Origin of the sequence: Pseudomonas sp. BS3767, assembly GCF_900099665.1 — a bacterium.
Lineage (GTDB): Bacteria > Pseudomonadota > Gammaproteobacteria > Pseudomonadales > Pseudomonadaceae > Aquipseudomonas > Aquipseudomonas cerasi.
The window spans coordinates 408,745-429,828 of sequence record NZ_FNCX01000001.1 but is presented as its reverse complement, the minus strand read 5'-3'; the positions used below and the strand labels follow the sequence as shown (position 1 = coordinate 429,828).

The following is a 21,084-nucleotide window of genomic DNA, read 5'->3' as shown; positions in this document are numbered from 1 at the left end:
GGCGGCGACCGGCTCACCTTCAAAGCGCCACACTGGCGAAGCACCAACCTTCCTTCACCGACCCGCTCCATAGGCCAATGGAATCGGTCCAGGCCTTTATACCGGCGAGGCGCAGCGTAGCCTTGAGTCATTGATCACCCAGCCCGGAAGACCACCGCGCGCAGTTGTCCCAGCTTCCCATGACAGACATCCCCAGGTGGATGCTCTATTTTTTTTTCAATGTTCTTAATCCTCCCGCCGACTGGCATTCGTCCAGCGCCATGCCGCGCCGCCCTTCGACCGGAGACGAGCCAATTGATTTCGCAAACAGGTGCTTTGAGATGAATTCGTTGATCGACAATCTGTGCACGCAAGGACAAGAGCTCCTTCCGCTGGCTTCGGTTCAGCAAGGTATCTGGCTTGATCAGCTCGCCTATCCGCACCTGCCTTATTACAACATCGGCATGACTCTGGAGATCAAGGGCGACATCGATATTGCGCTGTTCGAGAAAGCCATCCAGATGGTCGTCGACGGCCATGACGCGCTGCGTCTGAGTTTCAGCCACGAAAGGGGCATGGGCGGCCAGCGGGTTCTGTCCAAGGCGCCGTTCACGCTTGAAGTGACCGACTTGCCTGACGTCGACGGCGACGCCGAGCAGGCCATTGCGCATCTGCGCGAGTCCTTCCGCCAACCCTTTGAGTCAATGATCGGACAACTCTGGGAGTCGCGTCTGGTTCGTTGCGGGCCGCAACTCTATTACTGGTTCAATCGCTTGCACCACCTGGTCGCCGACGGCATCGGTGCAGTGCTGATAGCGCACACCGTAAGCGATGCCTACTCAGGCTTGCTGGAAGGCAAGCAAACGCTGGCCGAGGGGCCTTCTTACCTCTCGTTCCTTGAAGAAGACAAGGCCTATATGACGTCTTCTCGCTACGAGCGTGATCGACTGTTCTGGGAGCAGGCCTACGCCCAACTGCCGCCGGTTCTGCTGCAACGCAGAGCAGATTTCAAGGCAGGCGTAACCAACGGCCCAGCCCCCAGTGACCAGGTTCAAGCCATGTTGCCCCGCGCGCTTTACAACGCGCTGACTCAGTTTGCCGGCGAATGCAATCTGTCCGTGGCTCATGTACTGGTCGGAGTGATCAGCACCTATTTCTGCCGCACCGCGGGCGTCGATGAGATCGTTGTCGGCATGCCGGTGCATAACCGTACCAATGCTCGTCAGAAAGCCACCATCGGTATGTTTTCGTCTATCAGCCCGATTCGCGTGGGCTTCGATCCGCATGAAACGCTGGTCGACCTGATGAATAACATCGGCACGCAACTACGTCGCACTTACCGCCACCAGCGTTTCCCGATTGCCGAACTCAATCGCAGCCTGCGGCTGGCGCAAAACGGACGCCACCAGCTGTTCGATGTTTCACTTTCGTTCGAAAGCTTCGATGGTGACGTCACATTCGGCTGCGAGGACCCGGCACGGGTGCTGATGCTGGACAATGGTTACGAGCAGACGCCCATGGCGATCTTCGTACGCGATTACCATCCCTCTGAAGACATCCACCTGGATTTCAACTTCAACACGGCTTATTTCACCTTAGAGGAAGCGCAGCGCGTACAGCAGCGCATTTTCGCCATGCTTGAAGCAGTGCTGAATCAGCACGACACGCCTTTGGCGCACTTCCCGCTGATGAGCGAAACCGAGCATCAGCAACTGGCAGCTTTCAACGAAACCGCCCTCGCCTATCCCCGCGATGTCGTTATCCACCAACTGATCGAACAACAGGCCGCCCAGCGTCCGGATGCCTGCGCCGTACGCGGCGACAGCGGGCCGTTGCTCACTTACGCCGAACTCAATCAACAGGCCAACCAGCTCGCCCATCGCCTGATAGAGCTGGGTGTGAAGCCGGATACGCGGGTCGCAGTCAGCCTGCGTCGCGGACCGGAAATGGTCGTGGCGCTCTTGGGTATTCTCAAGGCCGGTGGCGCCTACGTGCCGATCGACCCTGACCTGCCCAGCGCCCGCCAGACTTATATGCTCGAGGACAGCTCGCCGCAGGCAGTGCTGACCACTCAGGACCTGAGCGACAACCTGCCGGCCCTGGACCTTCCGGTGCTGGTGCTTGATAGCCACGATGACAGCGCGCAACTGGCCAGGCAGCCGACCGGCAACCCGGATGCCAAGGCCCTGGGCCTGCAGCCGAACCATCTGGCCTACGTGCTCTACACCTCGGGTTCCACCGGGCAGCCCAAAGGCGTGATGAACGAACACCTGGGCGTAGTCAACCGCCTGCTATGGGCCCGCGACGCCTATCAGGTCAACAGTCAGGATCGCGTGCTGCAAAAAACCCCGTTCGGTTTCGACGTGTCGGTCTGGGAGTTTTTCCTGCCACTGCTGGCCGGGGCCGAGCTGGTCATGGCTCGTCCCGGTGGCCATCAGGATCCGGAGTATCTGGCTCAAGTGATGAGTGACGCGGGCATCACCCTGCTGCACTTTGTACCTTCGATGCTCGATGTGTTTCTGGAACACCGCTCAACCCGCGACTTCCCGCAACTGCGCCGCGTGCTGTGCAGTGGCGAGGCCTTGCCGCGTGCGTTGCAGCGCCGCTTCGAGCAACAGCTCAAGGGCGTTGAACTGCATAACCTGTATGGCCCGACCGAAGCGGCCATCGACGTTACTGCCTGGGAATGCCGTCCGACGGATCCGGGCGAAAGCGTGCCTATTGGCCGCCCGATTGCCAATATTCAGATGCACGTACTCGATGCCTTGGGCCAGTTGCAACCGCTGGGCGTGGCGGGCGAGCTGCACATTGGCGGCATCGGCGTGGCGCGGGGTTACCTGAACCAGCCGCAGCTGAGTGCCGAGCGTTTCATCGCCGATCCGTTTTCCGAAGACCCGCAGGCACGCCTGTACAAAACCGGCGATGTGGGTCGCTGGCTGGCCAATGGCGCGCTGGAGTACCTGGGCCGCAATGACTTTCAGGTGAAGATCCGCGGTTTGCGTATCGAAATCGGCGAAATCGAGGCCACCCTGGCCAAACACCCGGCGGTCCATGAAGCGGTGGTCACCGCTCGCGAAGACATACCCGGCGACCAACGTCTGGTGGCTTACTACACGCAGTCTGCCGAGCACACTGCTGTCGATATCGAAACCTTGCGCGGTCACCTGCAGCAACAGTTGCCGGAATACATGGTTCCGGCCATTTATGTACTGCTTGAGGCGATGCCACTGACGCCGAATGGCAAGCTCGATCGCAAGGCGCTGCCAGCACCGGATGCACAGGCGCTTATCAGCCGTGGTTACGAAGCGCCGCAAGGCGAAGTGGAAACCCTGCTGGCGTCGATCTGGGCCGACGTGCTCAAGGTTGAACAGGTGGGTCGCCATGACCATTTCTTCGAACTGGGTGGCCACTCACTGCTGGCGGTGAAATTGATCGAACGCATGCGCCAGGTCGGCCTGAGTGCCGATGTGCATGTGCTGTTCGGCCAGCCAACCGTGGCGGCACTGGCGGCAGCTGCCGGTGGTGGCTCGGAAGTCGTGGTGCCGGCCAATCTTATTCCCGAACGTTGCGACCGTATCACCCCGCAGATGTTGCCGCTGATCAACCTCTCTCAGGCGCAGATCGACCACGTGGTGAAGGGCATGCCCGGTGGTGTTGCCAACGTGCAGGACATCTACCCGCTGGCACCGTTGCAGGCGGGGATTCTTTACCACCATATCAGTGCCGAACAGGGCGACCCCTACACCCTGAAAGCACTGTTCGCGCTATCTGACCGGGCGCGACTGGACGATTTCAGCGGTGCTTTGCAAGGTGTGATAAACCGCCACGATATCCTGCGCACCGCGGTGCTGTGGGAGGATCTCGATGAACCGGTGCAAGTCGTGCTGCGTCAAGCTGAACTGCAAGTCATCGAGTTGTTCCTCGACCCTGCAGACGGCCCGGTTGACGAGCAATTACACCAGCGCTTCGACCGCCGGCATTACCGCCTCGATGTGCGTAACGCGCCATTGATGCGCATTGTCTTTAGCCATGACCCGGTCAACGACCGCTGGCTGGCGATGCTGCTGTCCCATCACCTGGTCAGCGACGCCACTTCCCTGTCCGTGGTACTGCATGAAATTCAGGCGCATCTGCTCGGTCAGGGCAATGACCTGGGTGAGACAGTGCCATATCGCAACTATGTCGCCCAGGCTCGCCTGGGTGTCAGCGAGGCACAGCACGAAGCGTTCTTCCGCGACATGCTCGGCGACATCGACGAGCCGACGCTGCCGTTCGGTTTGCAGGATGTGCAGGACCGTGGCCGCAACCTCGAAGAGGCCAGCGTGACCCTGGCGGCCGAACTGAACCTGCGTTTGCGGGCTCAGGCTCGACAGGCAGGCGTCAGCGTCGCGAGCCTGATGCATTTGGCCTGGGCGCGGGTGCTGGGCAATGTCTCGGCCTGCGAACAGGTGGTGTTCGGCACGGTACTGCTGGGCCGGATGCAGGCCGGTGATGGCGCCGACCGTGCGTTGGGCATGTTTATCAACACCTTGCCGCTGCGCGTCGATATCGGCGCGACGACAGTGGCCGACGGATTGAAGGCAACCCACGAGCGGTTGACGGCTTTGCTGGGGCATGAGCATGCTCCGCTGGTGCTCGCCCAGCGTTGCAGCGGCGTGGCCGCTCCGACGCCGCTATTCAGTGCATTGCTCAACTACCGGCACGATGCTGTGAGCGATGTTTCAGCAGAAGCTGCCAGCGCCTGGGGTGGGATCGAGTCCTTCGGCACCGAAGACCATACCAACTACCCGTTGACCCTGAATGTCGATGACCTGGGCGATGCTTTTACGCTCACCGTTCAGGCCGTCCAGCAAATCAATGCCCAGCGCATCGGCGAGTACATGCAGGTTGCACTGCGCAGCCTGGTGCAAGCGCTGGAACACACGCCGCAAGCAGCGCTGAACAGCCTGCCGATATTGCCGGACGATGAGCGCGAGCTATTACTGGCGGGGTTTAATGACACTGCCCACCCTTATCCGCGCGACGTACTGATCCACCAATTGATCGAACAACAGGCCGCCCAGCGTCCGGATGCCTGCGCCGTACGCGGCGACAGCGGGCCGTTGCTCACTTACGCCGAACTCAACCAACAGGCCAACCAGCTCGCCCATCGCCTTATAGAGCTGGGTGTGAAGCCGGATACGCGGGTCGCGGTCAGCCTGCGTCGCGGCGCGGAAATGGTCGTGGCGCTCTTGGGTACCCTCAAGGCCGGTGGCGCCTACGTGCCGATCGACCCTGACCTGCCTAGCGCCCGCCAGACTTATATGCTCGAAGACAGCTCGCCGCAGGCGGTGCTGACCACTCAGGACCTGAGCGACAACCTGCCGGCTCTGGACCTTCCGGTGCTGGTGCTCGATGACCGCGATGACAGCGCGCAACTGACCAGGCAGCCGACCGGCAACCCGGATGCCAAGGCCCTGGGCCTGCAGCCGAATCACCTGGCCTACGTGCTGTACACCTCGGGTTCTACCGGCACGCCCAAAGGCGTGATGAACGAACACCTGGGCGTGGTCAACCGCCTGCTCTGGGCCCGCGATGCCTATCAGGTCAACAGTCAGGATCGCGTGCTGCAAAAGACCCCGTTCGGTTTCGACGTGTCTGTGTGGGAGTTTTTCCTGCCACTGCTGGCCGGTGCCGAGCTGGTCATGGCCCGTCCCGGTGGCCATCAGGATCCTGACTACCTGGCGCAGATAATGAGTGACGCGGGCATTACCCTGCTGCACTTTGTGCCCTCGATGCTCGATGTGTTTCTGGAACACCGCTCGACCCGCGACTTCCCGCAACTGCGCCGCGTGCTGTGCAGCGGCGAGGCCTTGCCGCGTGCGTTGCAGCGCCGCTTCGAGCAACACCTGAAGGGCGTTGAACTGCACAACCTCTACGGCCCGACCGAAGCGGCCATCGACGCTACCGCCTGGGAATGCCGTCCGACGGATCCGGGCGACAGCGTGCCCATCGGCCGTCCGATTGCCAATATTCAGATGCACGTACTCGATGCCTTGGGCCAGCTGCAACCAATGGGCGTGGCCGGTGAACTGCACATCGGCGGTATCGGCGTGGCGCGGAGTTACCTGAACCAGCCACAGCTGAGTGCCGAGCGTTTCATCGCCGACCCGTTTTCCAGCGACCCACAGGCACGCCTGTACAAAACCGGCGACATGGGTCGCTGGCTGGCCAATGGCGCGCTGGAATACCTGGGCCGCAACGACTTTCAGGTCAAGATCCGTGGCTTGCGTATCGAAATCGGCGAAATCGAGGCCGCGCTGGCCAAACACCCGGCAGTCCATGAGGCGGTAGTCACTGCTCGTGAAGATGTACCGGGCGATAAACGCCTGGTGGCTTATTACACCCTGATCGCAGAGCATGCTTCGGTAGACATCGACAGCCTGCGCGGTTGGCTGCAGGAACAACTGCCGGCCTACATGATCCCGATGGCCTATGTGCTGCTCGACTCAATGCCGCTGACGCCGAACGGCAAGCTGGATCGCAAGGCGCTGCCGGCGCCGGACGGTGATGCGCTGATCAGCCGTGGCTACGAAGCACCGCAAGGCGAAACCGAAACGCAGATTGTGGCTATCTGGCAAGACCTGCTGGGCGTCGAGCAGGTCGGGCGTCACGACCATTTCTTCGAACTCGGTGGCCACTCACTGCTGGCCGTCTCTCTGATCGACCGGCTGCGCAAGCAGGGGTTGAATCTCAACGTAAATACCGTATTCACTGCGCCCAGCGTGCGTGAAATGGCCCTGGCCATCAGCCAGGACAAACAAGTCCTGTTCCAGGCTCCGGCTAACCGCATCCCGGCCGACTGCACGCAATTGACGCCAGACATGCTGCCGTTGGTGAAACTAAGCGTCGATGAGATTGAGCTGATCACCTCCGCCGTTCCCGGTGGAGCCGCCAATGTTCAGGACATCTACCCGCTGATACCGCTTCAGGAAGGCATCCTGTTCCATTACCTGCTCAATCGTGAACGCGACGCCTATCTGGTGCGCTCGACGATCGAGTTCGACAACCGTGCGCGTCTTGACGCCTTTCTTGAGGCGCTGCAGACGGTTATCGACCGCCATGATGTCCTGCGCAGTTCGGTGCATTGGGTCGGCCTGCCGCAAGCGGTGCAAGTGGTGCACCGCCAGGCGCAATTGCCGGTCCATACCCTCACCCTGACGCCGGATGAAGACGCACTCAGCCAGGTGAATCGTCTAAGTGATCCAGGTCGTCTGCGCATGGACCTGCAACAGGCACCGCTACTACTGGCCTACATTGCTGGTGACCCGAACTCGGATCGTTGGCTACTGGCGCTGATTGATCACCACATGATCAGCGACCACGTCACTCTGGAGCTCATACTCGAAGAAATTCGCCTGCTGATGCGAGGCAAGAGCGCAGACCTGCTGCCAGCGCAGCCTTATCGGGAGTTTGTCGCACAGACCCTCGCCAGCCCTTCAAGTGCCCACGAAGCCTATTTTGCACGCCGTCTGGCGGATGTTGATTCACCCACCGCTCCGTTCGAACTGCTGGAAGTTCAGGGCGACGGCAATGACGTCATAGAGGCCGAACTGGCATTGAACGGTGAACTCTGCGCACGTATCCGGACTCAGGCCCGGGAGCGCGGTATGTCCCCGGCGGTTCTGTTCCATGTCGCCTGGGCGCAGGTGCTGGCCCGTTGTACCGGTCGCGATGATGTGGTGTTCGGTACGGTGGTCACCGGCCGCCTGCAAGGTACGGTCGGCGCCGAGCGGGCCATGGGCATGTTCATGAACACCTTGCCGGTTCGCGTGCAACTGGCCACGCAAGGCGCCCAGGAACTGGTCATGGCCACCCACCGTGATCTCAGCGAGTTACTGAGCCACGAGCAGGCATCATTGGCCCTGGCCCAGCGTTGCAGTAGCGTGGCCACGGGGGCGCCATTGTTCTCCAGCCTGCTCAACTACCGGCACCAGAGCCAGGACAGCCAGTTGCAATGGCCGGGCCTGCGCCTGCTCGACAGCTCCGAGCGCACAAACTACCCGTTGTGCTTGTCGGTCAATGATTACGGCAGTGACCTGGGCCTGTTGATACACAGCGTGCAACCTGCGGATCCGCAACGCCTGTGCGCCATGATGCAGTGCGCGCTGGAGCAATTGACCGACGCGCTGGCGCACACACCACAGATGGACGTTACTCAGCTGGATGTGCTGCCCGCCGCCGAGCGCAACCTGCTGCTGGAGACCTTCAACCAGACCCGCCAGGACTACCCGACGGAGCTGTGCATTCAGCACCTGTTTGAAGCCCAGGTACGCACGCAACGCGGTGCCATCGCCGTGGCGTTCCAGGGGCAGCGCTTGAGCTATGCCGAACTAAACCGTCAGGCCAACCGTCTGGCTCATCACCTGATCGGCCTGGGCATCGGCCCTGATGATCGCGTGGCGCTCTGCGTCGAGCGCGGTGTGGAAATGATGGTCGGCCTGCTCGGTGTGCTCAAGGCCGGTGCTGCTTATGTACCTCTTGACCCGGCCTACCCGGCCGAGCGCCTGGCCTACATGATCGAGGACAGTACGCCGTCGGCGTTGCTGACACAGCGTCACTTGCAGGAATATCTGCCGACCCTCACCTTGCCACTGGTGCTGCTCGACGATGATCAGCGCAAAACCTTTACCGAGCGTGACGACAACCCGGTCGTACCGACCCTCGGCGTGCGCAACCTGGCGTATGTGATCTACACCTCCGGTTCCACCGGCAATCCCAAGGGCGTGATGATCGAACACCGCGGTCTGGTCAACTACAGCGTCGATGCGGCACGACTGTTTGGCCTGTCCCAGAGCGACACGGTGCTGCAACAAAACACCCTTAACTTCGACCTGTCGGTGGAGGAGATCTTCCCGGCACTCCTGGCCGGTGCCACCCTGGCGCCGAGCCGCGAGATATTCGGCAGTGAAGGAACTGAAAATCACGGCATTTACCCGACCGTCCTGCATTTGACCGCCGCTCACTGGCACACCCTGGTCGCCGAATGGCACAACCAGCCGCAGGCTGCTGAACAACGCCTGGCCGAGGTACGCCTGATCAACGTCACAGGTGACGCATTGTCGGCACAGAAACTCAAGCTCTGGGACGAGATGCGCCCGGCGCACACGCGTTTGATCAATACTTATGGGCCTACCGAAGCGACAGTGTCCTGCACCGCCGCTTATGTCAGCCATGACGCCGTGGCCGGCAGCGAAGGCAGCGGCAACGCGACCATCGGCAAGCCAATGGCCAACACGCGTATCTACCTGCTTGATGCCCACCAGCAGCCGGTGCCATACGGCGTGGCCGGTGAGATTTTCATCGGTGGCGACGGCGTGGCGCGGGGTTACCTGAACCTTGAAGAGGTCAACGCCGAGCGTTTCCTCGCGGATCCGTTCAGCAACAGCCCTGATGCCAGGATGTACAAAACCGGCGATCTGGCGCGCTACATGGTCGACGGCCGTATCGAGTACCTGGGTCGTAACGACTTCCAGGTCAAAGTACGCGGTTTCCGTATCGAGCTGGGCGAAATCGAAGCCCGCCTGGGCAATTGCACCGGGGTCAAGGAAGCGGTGGTGGTCGCTCGGGAAGATAACCCGGGAGACAAACGCCTGGTGGCCTATGTGGTTGGCCAGCCGCAAAGCCAGCTTACAGCCGCTGAACTGCGTGCCGAACTGGCGCCGCAACTGGCCGAGTACATGCTGCCGAGCGCATTCATGATCCTCGACGCCTTGCCGTTGACGCCGAACCGCAAGCTCGACCGCAAGGCCTTGCCAGCCCCGGACGCTGATGCACTGATCAGCCGTGGCTATGAAGCCCCACAAGGCGAAACCGAAGAGCGGATCGTGGCTATCTGGCAAGACCTGCTGGGCATCGAGCAGGTCGGGCGTCACGACCATTTCTTCGAACTGGGTGGCCACTCACTGCTGGCCGTCTCGCTGATCGAACGTCTGCGCAAGCAGGGCCTGAATCTCAACGTAAAGACTGTATTCACTGCCCCCAGCGTGCGTGAAATGGCCCTGGCTATCAGCCAGGACAAACAAGCCCTGTTCCAGACACCGGCCAACCGTATTCCGGCCCACTGCACGCAATTGACGCCAGACATGTTGCCGCTGGTGGAACTGAGCGTCGCTCAGATTGAACTGATCACCTCCGCCGTTCCCGGCGGCGCCGCCAATATCCAGGACATCTACCCGCTGGCACCGCTTCAGGACGGCATCCTGTTCCATTACCTGCTGAATCGTGAGCGCGATGCCTACTTGATGCGCTCGATGATCGAGTTCGACAGCCGTGCGCGTCTTGACGCCTTTCTTGAGGGCCTGCAAACGGTAATCGACCGCCATGACATCCTGCGCAGCTCGGTGCATTGGATCGGCCTGCCGCAAGCGGTGCAAGTGGTGCACCGCCAGGCGCAATTGCCGGTCCATACCCTCACCCTGACGCCGGATGAAGACGCACTCAGTCAGCTGGACCGGCTAAGTGATCCAGGTCGTATGCGCCTGGACCTGCGACAGGCACCGCTTCTACTGGCCTACATCGCTGGCGACCCGAACTCGGAACGTTGGTTACTGGCGCTGATTGATCATCACATGATCAGCGACCACGTCACCGTGGAACTCATACTCGAAGAAATTCGCCTGCTGATGCGAGGCCAGAGCGCAGACCTGCTGCCACCGCAGCCTTATCGGGATTTTGTCGCACAGACCCCCGCCAGCCCTTCAAGTGCCCACGAAGCTTACTTCACCCGCCGCCTGGCTGATGTGGATTCACCCACCGCTCCGTTCGACCTGCTGGAAGTTCAGGGCGACGGCAATGACGTCGAAGAGGCCAAACTGGCATTGAACAGTGACCTCTGCGCACGTATCCGGACCCAGGCCCGGGAGCGCGGCATGTCCCCGGCGGTTCTGTTTCATGTCGCCTGGGCCCAGGTGATGGCCCGTTGTACTGATCGTGATGATGTGGTGTTCGGCACCGTGGTCACCGGCCGCCTGCAAGGTACGGTCGGCGCCGAGCGGGCCATGGGCATGTTCATGAACACCCTGCCGGTTCGTGTGCAACTGACCACACAAGGCGCCCAGGAACTGGTCATGGCCACCCACCGTGATCTCAGCGAATTATTGAGCCACGAGCAGGCATCACTGGCCCTGGCCCAGCGTTGCAGTAGCGTGGCCACAGGGGTGCCGTTGTTCTCCAGCCTGCTCAATTACCGGCACCAGGGCGAGGACAGTCGGTTGCAATGGCCGGGAATGCGCCTGCTTGACGGCACCGAGCGGACCAACTATCCGCTGTGCTTGTCGGTCAACGATTACGGCAGTGAGCTCGACCTGATAATACACAGCATGCAGCCTGCGGATCCGCAACGCCTGTGCGCCATGATGCAGTGCGCGCTGGAGCAATTGACCGACGCGCTGGCGCACACACCGCAGATGGCCGTTACGCAGCTGGATGTGCTGCCTGCCGCCGAACGCAACCTGCTGCTGGAGACCTTCAACCAGACCCGCCAGGACTACCCGACGGACCTGTGCATTCAGCACCTGTTCGAAGCACAGGTACGCACGCAACCTGGTGCCATCGCCGTGGCGTTCCAGGGGCAGCGCTTGAGCTATGCCGAACTGAACCGTCAGGCCAACCGTCTGGCTCATCACCTGATCGGCCTGGGCATCGGCCCGGATGATCGGGTGGCGCTGTGCGTCGAACGCGGTGTGGAAATGATGGTCGGCCTGCTCGGTGTGCTCAAGGCCGGTGCCGCTTATGTGCCGCTTGACCCGGCTTACCCGGCTGAGCGCCTGGCCTACATGATCGAGGACAGTACGCCGTCGGCGTTGCTGACCCAGCGTGATCTACAGGAGCGCTTGCCGGCGCTGAACTTGCCGCTGGTGTTGCTCGACGACGATCAGCGTCAGGCTTTCACCGCGTGTGATGACAACCCGGTCGTACCGAATCTCGGCGTGCGCAACCTGGCGTACGTGATCTACACCTCGGGTTCCACCGGCAATCCGAAAGGCGTGATGATCGAGCATCGCGGCCTGGTCAACTACAGCGTCGATGCGGCGCGGCTTTTTGCTCTGTCCCCAACTGACACCGTCCTGCAGCAGAACACCCTGAACTTCGACCTCTCGGTGGAAGAAATCTTCCCGGCACTCTTGGCCGGGGCCACCCTGACGCCAAGCCGCGAGATCTTCGGCAGCGAAGGGACTGAAGATTACGGCATTCATCCGACCGTCCTGCACCTGACCACTGCGCACTGGCATACGCTGGTGGCCGAATGGCACAAACAGCCGCAGGTCGCTGAGCAACGTCTGCAGCATGTGCGTCTGATCAACGTCACGGGTGACGCACTGTCGGCACATAAGCTCAAACTCTGGGCCGAGATGCGCCCGGTGCACACGCGTCTGATCAATACTTATGGGCCAACCGAAGCGACGGTGTCCTGCACTGCGGCCTACGTCAGCCACGACGCTGCGGCCGGCAGCGAAGGCAGTGGTAATGCGACCATCGGCAAACCGATGGCCAACACGCGCATTTACCTGCTCGACGCTCATCAGCAGCCAGTGCCGTATGGCGTGGCCGGTGAAATCTACATTGGCGGCGACGGCGTGGCACGCGGTTATCTGAACCTTGAAGAGGTCAACGCCGAGCGCTTCCTCGCGGATCCTTTCAGCAACAGCCCTGATGCCAGGATGTACAAAACCGGCGATCTGGCGCGCTACATGGTCGACGGCCGTATCGAGTACCTGGGGCGTAACGACTTCCAGGTCAAGGTTCGCGGCTTCCGCATCGAACTGGGCGAAATCGAAGCCCGCCTGGGTAATTGCAAAGGGGTCAAGGAAGCGGTGGTGGTCGCTCGGGAAGATAATCCGGGAGACAAGCGCCTGGTGGCCTATGTGGTTGCCCAGCCGCAAAGCCAGCTTACAGCCGCTGAACTGCGTGCCGAACTGGCACCGCAACTGGCCGAGTACATGCTGCCGAGCGCGTTCGTGCTGCTTGATGAACTGCCGTTGACGCCGAACCGCAAGCTTGACCGCAAGGCCTTGCCGGTTCCGGCGGACGATGCTTTTGCCAGTCGCGAACACGTGGAGCCGCAAGGTGCTACCGAGATTGCGCTGGCGCATATCTGGCAAAACCTGCTCGATCTGGAACAGGTGGGCCGTCATGACCAGTTCTTCGAACTGGGCGGCCACTCCTTGCTGGCGATGCGCCTGATTTCCCAGGTGCGCCATCAATTGGGCGTCGAACTTGGTCTGGCCGCGCTGTTCGCCCATCCCGAACTGAGTACCCTGGCCGCGGCCATCGCTCAGGCCGGACGCAGCGACTTGCCGGACATCGTGCCGGTGGCACGCGATCAGGCGTGGCCGTTGTCATTCGGCCAGCAACGTCTGTGGTTTCTCGCCCAGATGGAAGGCGCCAGTGCGGCCTACCACATACCTGCCGGCCTGAGCCTGCATGGCAAACTGGATCTCAAGGCATTGCAACGGGCGTTGGAGCGTATCGTGGCGCGCCACGAAGGTTTACGCACCACATTCATGCAGGGCGATGACGGACAGCCGGTGCAACGCATCAGCCCGGCGCACACCGGTTTCAACCTGCAAGTGCACGACCTGCAAGGGTTGGCGGATGCCGAGGAAAAACTTCAGGCACTGGCCAGCGAAGAGTCGCTGCAAAGCTTCGACCTGCAACAGGGCCCGTTGATTCGTGGCCGCCTGATTCGTATGGCCGAGGACCATCACGTATTGTTGCTGACCCTGCACCATATCGTTTCCGATGGCTGGTCGGTTGGTGTGCTGACCCGCGAATTGTCCGCGCTGTATGCGGCATTCAGTCAGGACCAGGACGACCCGCTGGCGCCGCTGGACCTGCAATACCTGGACTACGCGGTGTGGCAACGTCGCTGGCTGAGTGGCGATCTGCTGCAACAGCAAAGCAATTTCTGGCAGCAAACCCTGGCAGATGCTCCGGCGTTGTTGATGTTGCCCACCGACCGTGCGCGTCCGGCGCTGCAGGACTATGCCGGTGCAGCACTGCCCGTCGTTTTCGACAAAGACCTTACCCGAGGTCTCAAGGCATTGAGCCAACGCCGCGGCAGCACCCTGTTCATGACGGTCATGGCCGCGTGGGCCGGCCTGCTGGGACGCCTGGCGGGTCAGGACGATGTGGTCATTGGTACGCCTGTGGCCAATCGTACACGCAGTGAAGTCGAAGGGCTGGTGGGTCTGTTCGTCAACACCCTGGCCATCCGCGTTGACCTCAGTGACAAGCCTACGGCAGAGACGCTGCTGGCGCGGGTCAAGCAGCAGACTCTCGATGCCCAGGCGCATCAGGACTTGCCGTTCGAACAAGTCGTGGAAGTCATCAATCCGCTACGCAGTCTGTCCCACAGCCCGATTTTTCAGGCCATGCTGTCGTGGGAGAATAACGAGGCGTCTGATCTGACGCTCGGCGACATGACTCTGAAAAGCATCGAATTGGCCGCTGATACGGCCCAATTCGACCTGACGCTGGACATGGCCGAGGTGGATGAGCAACTGGTCGGCACGCTGGAGTACGCCACCGCGTTGTTCGACGAGAGCACCATGCGGCGCTATCTGGGCTACTTCCAGCGTGTGCTGGAGGCCATGGTCGCTGACGACCAACAGGTGCTGGAGCACGTTAACTTGCTGGGTGTGGACGAACGTGAACATCTACTGGTGGGCCTCAACGCAACAGAGGCGCCCTACCCGCAGGACTTCACGATTCATCAACTGTTCGAAGAAAGGGTTCAGGCACAGCCCAACGCCATCGCCTTGGCTTTCGAGGCGCAGCGCTTGAGCTATGCGGAATTGAACCGTCAGGCAAACCGTCTCGCTCACCATCTGATCAGCCTCGGCATCAAACCGGATGATCGGGTGGCGATCTGCGTAGAGCGTGGCGTGGAAATGCTGATCGGCGTGCTCGGTGTGCTCAAGGCCGGTGCTGCTTATTTGCCACTGGACCGGGCCTACCCTGCCGAGCGCCTGGCCTACATGATCGAAGACAGTGCGCCGTCGGCACTGCTGACCCAGCGTGATGTACAGGCGCATCTGCCGACGCTGGACTTGCCACTGGTGCTGCTCGATGAAGATCAACGCGACACCTTCAACGAGCGTGACGATAACCCGGTGGTGGAAAACTTCGGTGCGCGCAATCTGGCGTATGTGATCTACACCTCGGGCTCAACCGGCGTGCCGAAAGGCGTAATGGTCGAGCATCGCGGATTGCTCGCCGTCAGCGCGGCGTGGGAGAAATTGTATGCGTTACACGCGCCACTCAATCATCTGCAGATGGCCGGGTTTTCCTTCGATGTGTTCAGCGCCGACCTGATCCGCTCACTGGGTTTCGGCTGCACACTGGTGCTGTGCCCACGCGAGACCTTGATGGACCCTCCTGCGCTTTACCGCCTGTTGAGCGAAGAGTCGATCGGTTTTGCGGATTTCGTGCCTGCCGTGCTCAACGCGTTGCTGGGCTGGGTGGAAGAGACGGGTCACGACCTGTCGTTCATGCGCACCGTGGTCTGTGGTTCGGATATCTGGACCGCGCACAGCGCCCGGCAACTGCGCAAGCTTTGTGGCGATCACGTGCAGATCGTCCAGGCCTACGGTGTCACTGAGGCCAGCATCGACAGCACCTGTTTCGAGTTCGAGGCAAACAGCCAGGTCGACGGGGTGTTGCCGATTGGCCGCGCGTTGGCCAACACGCGGATTTATCTGCTCGATGAGCTTGGCCAACCGGTTCCGCCGGGTGTCGCGGGCGAGCTGTATATCGGCGGCGCAGGTATTGCACGCGGTTATCTGAATTTGCCGCAACTCACCGCCGAACGCTTCATGGACAGCCCCTTCGTGGCGGGCGAACGGCTGTATCGCAGCGGCGATATGGCTCGCTATCGGGCTGATGGCAATATCGAATTCCTCGGCCGCAACGACTCCCAGGCCAAGCTGCGCGGGCTGCGTCTGGAGCTGGGCGAAATCGAAGCACGCCTGGCCGAGGTTGCGGGCGTGCGCGAAAGCCTGGTCGTGATTCGCGAGGACAGCGGCGGCACGCCGAAACTGATCGCGTATTTTGTGGAATATGCCACTCGCGAAGAGTCTGGCCCTACCCTGACCCCGCGCGCGCTGCGCCAGCAGCTGCAACTCAACCTGCCGGAATACATGATCCCGGCAGCGTTCGTGCGCATGGCCGCATTGCCGCTGAGCGCCAACGGCAAACTGGATCGCAGAGCATTGCCCGAGCCGGATGCCGACGCTTTCGATCAGCAGGATTTCGAAGCAGCCGATGGCCCGCTGGAGACGGCAATCGCCGCAATCTGGGCCGATATGCTGGGCGTCGCACAGGTCGGCCGCAATGATGACTTTTTCGCGCTCGGCGGTCATTCATTGCTGGTCATGCGCGTGCTGGCTCAGGTCCGTCAGCAGTTGAATCTGGAGGTTTCACCGTTGGCGTTTTTCGCGGCACCGGTGCTGCGACAGTTCGCTGAGCTGCTTGCCAATACGCAGGGCAACGCTCGCCTGGTGATTACGCCTGCACAACGTTCGGGTGCGTTACCGCTGTCGTTTGCCCAGCAGCGCCTGTGGTTCCTTGCGCAACTGGAAGGTGGCAGCGCCGCTTACCATATTCCGGCGGGACTGCGTATGCGTGGCAGCCTTGATCAGGCGTCGCTGCAACGCGCGCTGGACCGTATCGTGGCCCGCCATGAGGCACTGCGCACGACCTTTGTACAAGAGCAGGGACAGCCTGCGGAGCAGCGTATCTCTGCCACTGAAACAGGTTTCAGACTGCAACTGCAGGTACTGGCCGGGCAGACCGATGCCGAAGACAAGCTGCTCGCCATCGCTGCACAAGAGGCCAGCGAGCACTTCGACCTCGTCAATGGCCCGTTAGTGCGCGGGCGTCTGGTGCGCATGGCCGATGACGACCACGTGTTGCTGGTGACCATGCACCATATTGTCTCCGATGGCTGGTCAACCGGGGTGTTGAACCGCGAGCTGGGCGCGCTCTATGCAGCCTTCAGTGAGGGGGCGGAGGATCCGCTGCCGGCGTTGCCGGTGCAGTACGTCGACTACGCACTGTGGCAACGTGACTGGTTGAGTGGCGACGTGCTGCAACAACAGCGTCAGTACTGGCAGCAGGCACTGGCCGGTGCGCCAGCCTTGCTGACCTTGCCGACCGATCGGCCACGTCCGGCGCAACAGGACTACAGCGGGCAGACGCTGGAGCTGGTGCTGGATACGCAATTGACCCATGGCCTCAAGGCTTTGGGCCAACGATATGGCAGCAGCCTGTTCATGACCGTGATGGGTGCCTGGGCCGCGCTGTTGGGACGGCTGTCCGGTCAGGACGACGTGGTGATCGGTACGCCGGTTGCCAATCGAATGAGCGCCGAGGTGGAGAACCTGATCGGGTTCTTCGTCAACACCCTTGCTGTACGGATCGACCTCTCGGGGGCGCCGAGCGTCGAAGCGCTTATGCGGCAGGTCAAACAGCAGACTCTGGCTGCTCAGGCAAATCAGGACCTGCCGTTCGAACAAGTGGTTGAAGTGGTTCGACCACAACGCAGCCTGTCTCACAGCCCGATTTTTCAGGCGATGCTGTCATGGCGAGACAATGAGGACGACGCCCTGGTGCTCGGCGACATGAGCCTGCAAGGCGTTGCAGTGCCCGGTGATGCATCAAAATTCGACCTGGCGCTGGACATCGGTGAGGTAGACGGACAACTGATCGGCACGCTGGAGTACGCTACGGCGCTGTTCGACGAAAGCACCATGCGACGTTATCTGGGCTACTTCCAGCGTGTGCTGGAAGCCATGGTGGCCGACGATCGGCAAGTGCTGGAGCAGGTGCCGTTGCTCGACACGGCGGAGCGCGAGTACCTGCTGAAGGATATCAATGCCACAGAGCGCACCTACCCGCTCGGTCAGTTGATGCATCGCTTGTTCGAGGCACATGCCGAAGCTGCACCGCAGGCAATTGCAGTCCGCCAGAGTGAGCAAACGCTGACCTACGCCGAACTCGACAGCCGAGCCAATGCCTTGGCTCAGCACCTGCGCAAACACGGTGTGGGGCCAGGAACCCGGGTGGCGATCCTGCTGGATCGGTCGGTGGAATTGCTGGCCAGCATGCTGGCCACCCTCAAGTGCGGCGCGGCTTATCTGGCGCTGGATCGTCTGGCGCCCGAAGAGCGCCTGCGCTTCATGCTCGAGGACAGCGAAGCCATCATGCTGCTGAGCCGTAGCGACCTGACGGCACCTGACATGACGCCAAGACTGGATCTGGACACACTGGAACTGTCGGCGCTGAACCAGGGGCCAGTCATGCTTGCAGATGAAATCGCAGGCGAAACCCCCGCGTGCATCATCTACACCTCTGGCTCCACCGGTGTGCCCAAGGGCGTGATCGTGACTCACAACGGCATTATTCGGCTGGTTAAGGACAACGGCTACTACGACTTCTCCGCCGAGGACCGTGTGGCGTTTTCGTCCAACCCGGCGTTCGACGCCAGCACTCCGGAAATCTGGGGTGCATTGCTCAATGGCGGCCAGTCGGTGATTATCGAGCCGCAGGTGCTGCTTGAGCCGGTGGCCTTCGCCGCCCTGCTGAAGCGCCATGGTGTAACAGCCATGATCAGCTCGACCGCCCTCTTCAACCTGTATGCCGGGTTGATTCCCGAGGCCCTGGCAGGCCTGCGCATGATCATGTGTGGCGGCGAGCGCGCTGATCCGGCCTCGTTCCGTCGGGTCCGGGAGCACTCCGCTCAGGTACGCCTGTTCAACGGCTATGGCCCGACCGAGGGCACCACCTGTGCCACCAGCTACGAAATTTTCGATGTACTGCCTGACACCCTGAGTCTGCCGATTGGCAAGCCTAATGCCAACGTGCGGGTCTATGTGCTTGACGCCGGGCGCGAGCCGGTGCCGATGGGGGTGGTCGGCGAGATCTACATCGGTGGCACAGGCGTCGCACTCGGCTACCTGAACCGCCCGGAACTGACCGCCGAACGTTTCAGCGAAGACCCGTTCAGCCAGCAGGCCGGCGCGAGACTCTATCGCACCGGCGACCTGGCGCGCTGGTTGCCGGACGGTAACCTTGAATACCTGGCGCGTAACGATGGGCAGGTCAAGGTCCGCGGCTTCCGCGTCGAGCTGGGCGAAATCGAAAGCCTCCTGCACTTGTGCGACGGCGTGCGCAACTCCGTGGTGGTGGCGCACGAAGCCAGCCCGGGTGACACCCGTCTGGTCGCCTACTACACCGTGCATGCAGACGCTGAAGCACCTGATCCAGAGGATCTGCGTGCGCAATTGAGTGCCGATTTGGCGGAATACATGGTTCCGAGTGTGTTCATGCGCCTGGATACCTTGCCGCTTACGCTCAATGGCAAGGTCGACCAGAAAGCACTGCCGGCACCGGACCTGAACGCCATGTCCGCGCGAACTTACGTTGCGCCGGAGGGTGCCACCGAACAGGCCTTGGCGGACATATTCCAGGAGCTGCTGAGCCTTGAACGAGTGGGTCGCCATGATGGCTTCTTCGAGCTTGGCGGTCACTCGCTGCTGGCTGCGCAACTGGTTTCCCGTGTGCGTCAGCAACTGAACGGCGACATGGCGCTGCGTCAGCTGTTCAATCACCCGACCGTGGCCGAACTGGCGAAAGTGGTCGACGGCCTGCAAGCGGCCGACACCGACAGTATCGAACCCATCGAGCGTAACGCGCCGCTGGCACTGTCCTTTTCCCAGCAGCGCCTGTGGTTCCTCGACAGGCTCGACCCTGGTGCCAGTGGCGCCTACCACATGCCGATGTCGCTGCTGCTGCGCGGCGAGCTTGATCACGGCGCGCTCAAGGCTGCGCTCGACCGTCTGGTTGCACGTCATGAAAGCCTGCGCACCACCTTCGAGCTGCACGGCGAACATCCGGTGCAGGTCATCGCTGCGGCGGACAGCGGTTTCGCCCTGGCAGAGCAGGACTTGCGCTCGCAGCCTTATGAACAGGCCAGCCTCAGCGCTTCACGCATCGCCGACAGCGAGGTCGCTGCACCGTTTGACCTGCGCCAGGGCCCGCTGATTCGCGGGCGTCTGCTGCGCCTGGCGGATGATGAGCATATGTTGCTGATCACCCAGCACCACATCATCTCCGACGGCTGGTCGGTGGGTGTGCTGATCAACGAGTTCGTCGCTCTCTACCAGGCCTTCAGTCAGCATCAGCCTGACCCGTTACCGGCCCTGTCAATTCAGTACGCCGACTACGCCGCCTGGCAACGCCGCACCTTTACCGGCGAGCGCCTTGCCGAGCAGGCCGACTTCTGGCGTGAGCACCTGGGTGGCGCGCCGACGCTGCTGTCGCTGCCCACCGACCGGCCGCGTCCGGCGCTGCAAAGCTACCGCGGCGGCGCGGTGCCCGTGACGATCGATGCGACGCTTTATCAGCGTCTGGAGCGCTTCTGCCAGGCCCATAACGTCACCCTGTTCATGGGCCTGCTCAGTGCCTGGTCGGTGCTTATGGCACGTCTGGGCAACGAACGCGATGTAGTGATAGGCGTGCCGAGCGCCAACCGTGGCCGCACCGAAACCGAGAACCTGATCGGTTTCTTCGTCAACACCCTGGCCCTGCGCATTGATCTGGCGCAGAACCCCAGCGTGGCGCAACTGCTGGAGCAGGTCCGCCAGACCACGCTGGCGGCCCATGAACATCAGGACATTCCGTTCGAGCAAGTGATCGAAGCCTTGCAGCCGCCACGCTCGATGAGCCATAGCCCGCTGTGTCAGGTCGCCCTGTCGCTGGATAACACCAGCATCGGCGGCGAGTTGAAGCTGCCGGGCCTTAGCCTGCACCCCGTGTTACAAGCCCATGAAACCGCGCAGTTCGACCTGATGCTGATCCTGGGCAGCGAAAACGGCACCCTCACCGGGGTTATCGAATACGCCAGCGATCTCTTCGATCGCGCCACCGTCGAGCGTTTTGCCCAGCATTTCCATACGCTGCTGGAAGCGATGGTCGAGGATGTCGCGCAACCTGTGCTCGGCCTGCCGTTGCTCAGCCCGGCGCAGCGCCTGGCCTCGCCAGCGCTGCTGCAGCCCAAGGCGG

Annotated in this window: 1 pseudogene; it reads left to right on the top strand. The window is 61.7% G+C overall.

Annotated features, from left to right (window positions below):
* Window positions 1–179 precede the first annotated feature (179 nt).
* Window positions 180–21,035, top strand: a pseudogene (syrE, locus tag BLR16_RS01625) (syringomycin E biosynthesis non-ribosomal peptide synthetase SyrE); the annotation flags it as partial.
* Window positions 21,036–21,084: the final 49 nt, after the last annotated feature.